The organism is Phormidium pseudopriestleyi FRX01, from assembly GCF_017313335.1.
GTDB classification, from domain to species: Bacteria; Cyanobacteriota; Cyanobacteriia; order Cyanobacteriales; family Laspinemataceae; genus Laspinema; species Laspinema pseudopriestleyi.
In genome coordinates, this window is sequence record NZ_JAFLQW010000442.1 from 1 (window position 1) to 8,209 (window position 8,209).

The following is an 8,209-nucleotide window of genomic DNA, read 5'->3' on the forward strand; positions in this document are numbered from 1 at the left end:
AGGTGAAGAGGCTTCTCGTATCAGGACAAAACATGAAGTTCAAATTTGGGCAGTCGCTCGAAATTTTGCACTTAACATATACCGCAATTATGGATTTGATAATATGGCTCAAGCCCAACGTCTGGCGGGATTTGGCCTTAAACTAATTAAGGAGTTGTTTAGAATGAAATAGCCCTGGCTCCCATGATAAACAGGGCGAATATTTCTCCGGGGGAAAGAGGGCGATCCGTGGGGTCTAGGTAAGCCGAGTTAGAAGTTTTTTCACCCGATCGAGAAACCGGAGTGTTGAAGCCTGGGGGCGACTGAATCACGTTCAGGCGAGAGTAGCCTATTTTGAGGTCGTAGGCGAGGCGGCGTTCTGGGTTGCTGAGAGTGGCGTAGGCGTTGTTTAGCTGCTGAAATTTGGCGGTGGCGACGGAGGGCGGCAAGTCAGTGGTATCGGGATGGTAGAGTTTGCTCAGTTCCCGGTCCGATCGCCGGACGATAACTGTTAGCCCTGAGAGTTATTTCCAATCGCCCCCAACTGACTCCCTCAGGGCTAACTCCGCCGCCGGCCCAAGCCAACTAATTCAGGCAACTCATCCACTCGCTCTTATCCGCCGTCGCCAGTCTTTGTCCTCCACTGCCAGATTGACCCAGAACTCGCCCACCCAGGTTTCAGCTTGTTTTCCCTGTCAGGCGTGAAGCGAAGCTATCCCGAAGGGAATCGCAATTCTCCGCTGCTGTTCTGAATTAGCCCCAGAGGTGGCATTGGTTCCCACTGGCACGATTCCTCCCCACTTCACCCGCCGCTACCAATACAATTTTGGGGCTTAGAAGACTTTATGAATGTTCCGGAGACCGGGGTGACTAATGCGGCGAATCTTTCATTTTTTATGGTGAATTTATCCCATTATCTCTTAAATGTCACCCACAAGGGGCCTCTGTCCATTGTTCTGGATCTCAAAAGTCAATTTTGAGGCTACCGTTATGCTTCAAGAACCATAAAACGGATTAAGGAAAAACCAGACCCAGTTTTATTGAGTCAGATTTTGAAACGCTTATCCAGTCGGTCGGCTGTATCCATCAACATTCATAAGAGGCCAGTGACTATTAAATTATTGAAGGTATTGTTACCTAACTTTCTGCCAATTGTTACAGATAGGGTGAAGAAACCCCGTTTCTCAACAGGGTTCGGGAACTGGGCAGATCCTTGGACTCCTCGATCTACTGAATGGGAGAAAAGCCTGGAATTTTTTACCCTAAAACCGGAAGAAGCCATTTGCGTTAAGCAAATGGCTCCTTTTTGGGAAACTCTTCTAATTTCTAATATTGATGCGATCGCGGATTATTTAATCCGCACGTCAATCACACTGGCATTAAAGCTATAAGTAGTGCCTTCCAGTTCCATCGGCGTGCCGATTTTGACTTTGCTATTGCCTAGAACTGGACCATCATCAGTCATTCTGGCATTCCCCCCCAAGGTCATGAGCAAATTGGCACTAAAAGACTCCTCCTGTCTCGGGTCCGGTAATGCTTTGACAGAACCATCGGGTTGGGGAACCGCTAGGGTTCGAGTTAAAAGCTGTACTGATTTAACGTCAACCTGACCATAAGGCTGATTGCGAATAATCACATTTGTTTTGCCCTTTTCTTGAAATTCCCGAACCAGGGCTTCGGGGTCCCGCACACTCAGTCCCCGGACAATCAAATCAACCTCGACAGGTTTTGTGGTCACCCCACCAATTTGGGCAACGGAACCGGAAGTACCGGGAAAGAAAAAGATGCCGATGACAACCAGGAGAATGACCAAGGCAGCACCCAGGTCAAGAATGCTGATTTTGCCAAATAAGCGGCCTTGGCGATCCAAAATCTTCATAAAATCAAATTGTCCTACTTTAGCGAGACACAACTGAGGGCTGAACTATTTTCCCGTTTCAATGGTTTGAGCCATCCCTGATAAATCCACCGGACAGAAAGATGGGGATAGGTGGATATTTGCTGTCAGATTATCATAACAGTTAGAAGTTCAATCGTCCGATTGGCCTGAGTTTTGAACTCAATTTTAGACGGTGGGCTCAACTGTATTGAACAAGCAAGGGCGCAGGTTCTGCGCCCTTGGGGATTATGGGCGACAAGTCGTCTGGGGGAAGTGGGCAATGGAGATAGCCCTTAAATCCGTGGCATCCCAGCGATCGCCCTGGGGTTGGTCTGGCAGTACAAACATTGCCGCCTGGGTAGTGTTGGAGCTATTTTTGGCGGCAGTGAGGATAGATTCAGCAAGTTGGTCCCGGGCTGAATTGGAAATGGATTGATCCAGACTCGCGGTGGAACAACCGGCTGGATCTAACGGTTGCATGAGGGCGGGTAGCGAAAAAAAGAATAAAAATAGGCTAACCCTGCCTAAAAACTGGAGGTGCATCCCTGTTCTCCTAACTCATCGGGTAGGCATGGATGCTATACGGATCCTCTTATCCAAAGTCGGGATGAATACAGGGGAAATTTTTAGGCAGGGCGATCGCCTTTGAGGGGAGGGTTGTTTTCCCCAGTTGTGCGATTTCGATGGCAATAAATCGGCGTTGGAGTTTTAGTAGGCCTAGCTTTTAAATGGCTTGGACTAACACCTGCTCTCCTTCTATTTTGACTAAATAGGGCGGGAGATTTTCTTCAGCTGGACCTTTGAGAAGGGTGCCATCGGGAGAATATTCTGAACCATGACAAGGACAAATGTACTTGCGTTCTCCAGCGTTCCAATCTACCAGACAGCCTTTATGAGTACAAGTCGGATTCACGGCATAAAGGAGTTGAGCATCTTCAGGATTGCGCGTTACAGAAATGGCTCCATTTTGAAAGTCTTCATTCAGAATTTGACCCTGACTCTCTAATTCAGAGACTGTCCCGACTGCCTCAAAGTTACCTGGGGTAGTCGATACTTCCGTTGTGGATTCTCCCGAGGGAGTACAGGCAGCGATCGCCATTGGCAAAAAACTGGCAACCCCACCGACACCAACCCAGCTTAAAAAATCTCGACGCTTCATAGGCTTCACTCTTGAAGAGATAAAGAATATTTCTATAATAGACCGCTTGACAAAATCTATCCATACCCGTCCGTGATCAAGGATAATTTTGGGGATCACGATTTCTGGCGATCGCAATATAGCAATCCTTGCCCTATTTATAAACTCTGGTGCTCCCCTCTCCCTTTTTGGGCCGCCTTATGTTGGGGGTGAGGGCTTATTTCTCGATTGATTTAGGATCGCAAAATCCAGCTAACTTGATATGATTTGACTATTCTGGCGCTTTGGGGGGGAAGGTCATGGAACGGGGAATTTCTCTGTTGGGATTAATTACATTTGTAGGGATATCTTATGCTTTGTCGGTCAACCGAGAAGCTATCCGGTGGCGAACGGTCCTCTGGGGAATTAGTTTGCAACTGTTCTTTGCCTTGTTTATTCTCAGAACTGCACCCGGTTTGGCCTTATTTAAGTTTTTAGGAGCTCGGGTCAATGACTTTCTGAATTTTGCCGATGTGGGGTCTGCTTTTGTCTTTGGCGAAAACTTCAAAGAGCATTTTTTTGCCTTTAAAATTTTGCCCACCATTATCTTTTTTTCCGCCGGCATTACCCTGCTCTATCACTACGGAATTTTGCAGCGGGTCGTCCAGGGCGTCGCTTGGGTGATGATGCGAACCATGAAAACTTCCGGGGCCGAATCCCTCTCCTCTGCGGCGAATATTTTTGTCGGACAACTGGAAGCCCCGATGCTAATTAAACCCTATATCGCGGCAATGACAAATTCTGAACTTCATGCGGTGATGACTGGAGGATTTGCCACGATTGCCGGAGGTGTATTAGCGGCCTATATTTCTTTTGGAATTCCTGTAGAACATTTGTTATCGGCTTCGGTGATGTCTGCACCGGCATCCTTGGCGGTTTCTAAGTTATTGTATCCTGAAACCGAAAAATCTTCCACAGCAGGTCAAATAGAAATCAACCGCGAAAGTCCCTATGTCAATGCCATTGATGCCATAACTTCTGGGGCAATTGAAGGGTTGAAATTAGCCTTAAATGTGGCCGCCATGTTGATTGCTTTTTTAGGATTGGTTGCCTTATTGAATGCCGGTTTGGGATGGATGGGCAGTTGGGTGGGAATTCCTTACCTGTCTTTTGAGTTGATTTTATCCTATTTAATGGCCCCGGTTGCTTGGTTGATGGGAGTTCCCTGGGCCGATGTGGAAGCGGTGGGAATGCTGCTGGGGAAAAAGACTATTTTGAATGAGTTTATCGCCTATTTGGATTTAAAACAATTGATTGAAAATCAGGCAATTTCTCCGCGTTCGGTGGTGATTGCCACTTATGCCTTATGTGGATTTTCTAACTTGGGTGCGATCGCGATTCAAATTGGCGGCATCAGCGCGATCGCACCCAATCGGCAAGGAGATTTAGCCCGATTAGGAGTCAGGGCAATGTTTGCTGGTTCCATTGCCTGTTTTATGACCGCTTGCATCGCCGGACTATTGTTATAACTCGGGTGTGGACCCCACCCTAACCCGGACCTTTGCAAGGTCCGGGGACCGTTCGTGCGGTTAATTGGTAAGGCAAATGACTCTGAACGTAAAAAAGCTCCTCTTGTAAGGGGTGAAACCCAAGGTGGAACGGGAAGGAATGGAAGGAAGGCACCGGAGTGGAGGGGGAATCAAACCCGATTCGATTTACAATGAGAGGGATTAGGGCATCGGTAGAGGATGAACTCCCCGGAACAAGAAACCGGGTGTTTTGCCTAAATTGTGGGCAAATGCCGCAGAAACTTTGTGAACAAACCCGGTTTGTCTGACCGTGACTGTACCGATCGCCTAGATAGAAGAACCCGTGATTCTGTCGAACCCTGAAGCGTAAAAACAAACCTGTTGACAATTTAGAGATTAATGCCTGAACTACCCAAAGATTTAGATGAGGCGATCGCCCAAGCGAAAACAGCCACCAAAGCTGCCCTAGAGGATGGATACCGGCTGGTGCAAGTCGAAATCGGGATCCCGGAATTGAAAGTCCAACCGATCGCCGAAGAATTTCTCCCCATCTTCGAGGAGTCGTTTGGCGATCGCTTTAAAGTGTACTTTCCCGATGCTGGGGCCGCTGCCTTAGCCCGTCGAGATTGGGGCGAGAGACCCTATATCATTCGCGGATTGAGTGAACCCAAAGGTCAAATGCAACCGTTCGACGAAGGATTTCTGTTTGTGGAACCTTCGGCGGTGGAAGTTAATACCCTAGAGAAAATGTGCGAACAAGCGGGCGATCGCCCCACGGTGATCCTGCTGCCGAAGCTGGAAAATGTCGCCATTATTGGCATTGGTTTGGCAGGAAGACAACTCCGGGAACGGTTTCTCTCCACCATTGAATCCTGTTACTACATTCAACCCAAGGAAGGATATGCGGTGTTTCGCTGCTATCCCAGTCCCTGGCAAGTCTGGCTGGAAAATGGCGACACCTACGAACTGATTTCAGAAACCGCCACCAAACCCGTCGGTGACGACTTAGAACGCTTAATTACCCAAGCTACGGGTAAGGCTGAAGAACCGACGGATGAAGGCATCAACAAGTCTTTAACAGCCCCGAAAAAACCGGGCTTAATGACGAATATGAAGCGCTTTTTACGCGCATTGAGCCAATAATCGGGGAATAATAGGAACAGGACTCCAGTGCGTCCGAGTCTTAATTTATAGATAGGGACGGACTGGGGTCGTTTTCTTTACCCCAGAACAGGAATAGCCCAGCTTGTTTATCCAGGCAACTCCATGAGCAAAATTAACTACAGACGCATTGCGATCGGGGATGTCCACGGTCATTATGACGCACTCGTGAAACTCCTAGATGCGATCGGTCCCACCGCAGACGATCGCCTCTACTTCCTCGGCGACTTAATCGATCGCGGTCCCGATAGTGCCTCCGTGGTTAAATTAGTCCGGGACAATAAATTTACCTGCCTCCTCGGTAACCACGAACATCTTCTCATCACCGCCTGCGGTAACGGCAAAGTGAACCAACCCGCACTCCAAGCTTGGCGCTACAGCGGAGGACAAAATACCTTAACCAGCTATCCCAAACTCTACTCCCACCCCAGCGAAGCACTTTTAGATGATCTCGCCTGGATGCAAACCCTTCCCCTCTATATGGATTTGGGCGACGCCTGGTTAGTTCATGCCGGGGTTCATCCCAATCTTCCCATCCACGAACAAGGTGCCGAAGACTTTTGCTGGATTCGCGCACCCTTCCACAAGATCCGCCAGCCCTACTTTCCCGATAAACTCATTGTAATTGGCCATACCATCACCTTTACCTTTAAAGGGGTCAAACCCGGACAACTCGCCAAAGGGAACGGCTGGCTAGATATTGACACTGGGGCTTATCACCCATTGAGTGGCTGGTTATCCGCCTTTGACCTCACCCACCGCCAAGTTTACCAAGTCAACCTGTTCAAAGGCAAAGTGCGAAAACTCTCTCTACAAGACGCAGTGGTTTCTATTCACCCCAAGCAAGGGGCCGTTTGTCCCTAGTCCTCACCCTTTGACCCCTTTGCGTCTTAAAATAAATGAACCGATGAATGGATGCCACAATTAGGACTGGGGATCGTGAGTAGATTCAAAGAACAAGAAACCGGATTTCTCACCAGGATTGGGTGCTAATTGCAGCAGATTGGGTCAAGAAACCCGGTTTCTAACTGACTATACCAACGCCCGAGGTGGGTTACTCCTCTCTAGTCCTCTCAACCATTCATTGATGCTGTAATGCTGTAATGGACTCTCGATTTTTTAAAAAAATGACGCAACCCAGTATCTATTTTGTCTGCTACCCAGACACCAACGTACCGATTGGCGGAGTGAAAATGCTCTATCGTCACGTTGATGTTTTAAATAAAAATGGATTTTCCGCTTTTATCGTGCATGATGATGAAGGATTTCGATGTGATTGGTTTGAAAATCAAACCCAAATCGCTTATCTTCCCCAAATCAAACTCAAGGCTAATGACTTTTTCGTGATGCCTGAAACGGCGACGCCCAAAGGTGGCAATCTCTTACCGGGCATTCGCAAAGTGATTTACAATCAAGGCTGCTATAATACCTTTAATGAATATTCTTTCGACAAACATCACTTAGAAACCCCCTATCACTCTCCGGACGTGGTCGCGGTCCTCGTTGCCTCGGAAAATAGCTTTAATTACTTAAACTATGTCTTCCCCAAAACCCGACTCTTTCGGGTTCATCATGCTATCGATACTCATTTATTTTACTATCAACCTGTTAAGAAAAAACAAATTTGCTGGATGGACCGAAAAATGCAACGAGATGCTAAACAGGTGATTAATATTTTAAAATTTAGAAATGCTTTAAATGGATTTGAGTTAATTCCCATTGAAAATAAACCTCAAACAGAAGTCGCCCAAATTTTCCGAGAGTCCTTAATGTTTTTGAGCTTTTGTTATTCCGAGGGGTTTTCCTTACCCCCCGCTGAAGCAATGGCTTCGGGCTGTTTAGCCGTCGGCTATCATGGATGGGGTGGAAAAGAATATTTTCTACCCGATTTTTCGTTTCCCATAGATAGTGGGGATATCATTGGATTTGCTCACACCGTCGAAAAGCTGATTGCCACTTATAATACTCAACCCCAGCTTTTAATGGAAAAGCATAAACAATCAGCGGATTTTATCAAAAAAAATTATTCGGCAGAACAAGAAGAACGGGATATCGTCACCGCTTGGCGGGAGATTATCACTATAAATAAGAGATAATTTGTTAGGGTAAAATTTAATCACGAACCCAGGGCGATCGCCTTTAGCTGAAACTCCCAGAACTGCCCAAACCAATGTCATCCAAAATGTCGGAAAAATAGAATCTTTTTAGGATTATTTGTTGACAGACAAATGGAAAATTTGCAGAGTCAAGGAGTGGCGATCGCCACATTATTTTGAGCCTCCTCCAGTCGCGTCTGAACGATAGTCAAACGCTTTTGGGTCGCCAACAGTGCCGCATTTCCTTGCTGTAAATTGCGTTCGGCTTCAGCCAATTGAGTCTCGATTTCTGGACTCGAAACTTCCGCCAGAATGTCTCCCTCCTTGATGGGTTCATTACTCTTCACTTTCAGGGTTAACTGACCCGATACCAGCATAAAAAGACGCTGACGTTCATCCAGACGGGAGGTGACTTCTGCTTCTGCCCCAGAGAACCTCTTCTTAAATA

9 protein-coding genes are annotated in these 8,209 nt (G+C 47.2%); 4 read left to right on the forward strand and 5 right to left on the reverse strand.

Annotation, left to right across the window (positions count from 1 at the left end; genetic code table 11):
* Nucleotides 1-158 precede the first annotated feature (158 nt).
* The 4 genes from J0895_RS16600 to J0895_RS16615 form a co-directional block, all read right to left on the reverse strand.
* Nucleotides 159-428: a J domain-containing protein gene (locus J0895_RS16600; RefSeq protein WP_479724807.1), complete on the reverse strand. Its 270-nt coding sequence runs from the start codon at nucleotides 426-428 to the stop codon at nucleotides 159-161.
* An 899-nt stretch (nucleotides 429-1,327) separates the two neighbouring features.
* Nucleotides 1,328-1,858 (reverse strand): DUF4330 domain-containing protein, encoded by a 531-nt coding sequence (locus J0895_RS16605; protein WP_207089154.1) that lies wholly within the window; start codon nucleotides 1,856-1,858, stop codon nucleotides 1,328-1,330.
* Nucleotides 1,859-2,104: 246 nt separating this feature from the next.
* Complete coding sequence (locus J0895_RS16610) at nucleotides 2,105-2,401, reverse strand: hypothetical protein (protein WP_207089155.1); 297 nt, start codon at nucleotides 2,399-2,401, stop codon at nucleotides 2,105-2,107.
* A gap of 181 nt (nucleotides 2,402-2,582) precedes the next feature.
* Nucleotides 2,583-3,017, reverse strand: a complete 435-nt coding sequence (locus J0895_RS16615; protein WP_207089156.1) for a QcrA and Rieske domain-containing protein — start codon at nucleotides 3,015-3,017, stop codon at nucleotides 2,583-2,585.
* Between the two features lie 278 nt (nucleotides 3,018-3,295).
* Here J0895_RS16615 and J0895_RS16620 point away from each other — a divergent pair, with 278 nt between their 5' ends.
* The 4 genes from J0895_RS16620 (at nucleotide 3,296) to J0895_RS16635 (ending at nucleotide 7,761) form a co-directional block, all read left to right on the forward strand.
* Entirely contained in the window at nucleotides 3,296-4,504 is a 1,209-nt protein-coding gene (locus J0895_RS16620; RefSeq protein WP_207089157.1) for a NupC/NupG family nucleoside CNT transporter, read from the forward strand.
* Nucleotides 4,505-4,903: 399 nt separating this feature from the next.
* Nucleotides 4,904-5,647, forward strand: a complete 744-nt coding sequence (locus J0895_RS16625) for a DUF1995 family protein (RefSeq protein ID WP_207089158.1) — start codon at nucleotides 4,904-4,906, stop codon at nucleotides 5,645-5,647.
* A 123-nt stretch (nucleotides 5,648-5,770) separates the two neighbouring features.
* Nucleotides 5,771-6,529, forward strand: coding sequence for a metallophosphoesterase family protein (locus J0895_RS16630; protein ID WP_207089159.1), 759 nt, complete (start codon nucleotides 5,771-5,773; stop codon nucleotides 6,527-6,529).
* 263 nt (nucleotides 6,530-6,792) lie between these two features.
* Nucleotides 6,793-7,761, forward strand: coding sequence for a glycosyltransferase (locus J0895_RS16635; protein WP_207089160.1), 969 nt, complete (start codon nucleotides 6,793-6,795; stop codon nucleotides 7,759-7,761).
* A gap of 149 nt (nucleotides 7,762-7,910) precedes the next feature.
* Here J0895_RS16635 and J0895_RS16640 read toward each other — a convergent pair.
* Nucleotides 7,911-8,209, reverse strand: a 299-nt coding sequence (locus J0895_RS16640; RefSeq protein ID WP_207089161.1) for an efflux RND transporter periplasmic adaptor subunit, incomplete at its 5' end; no start/stop codon positions are given.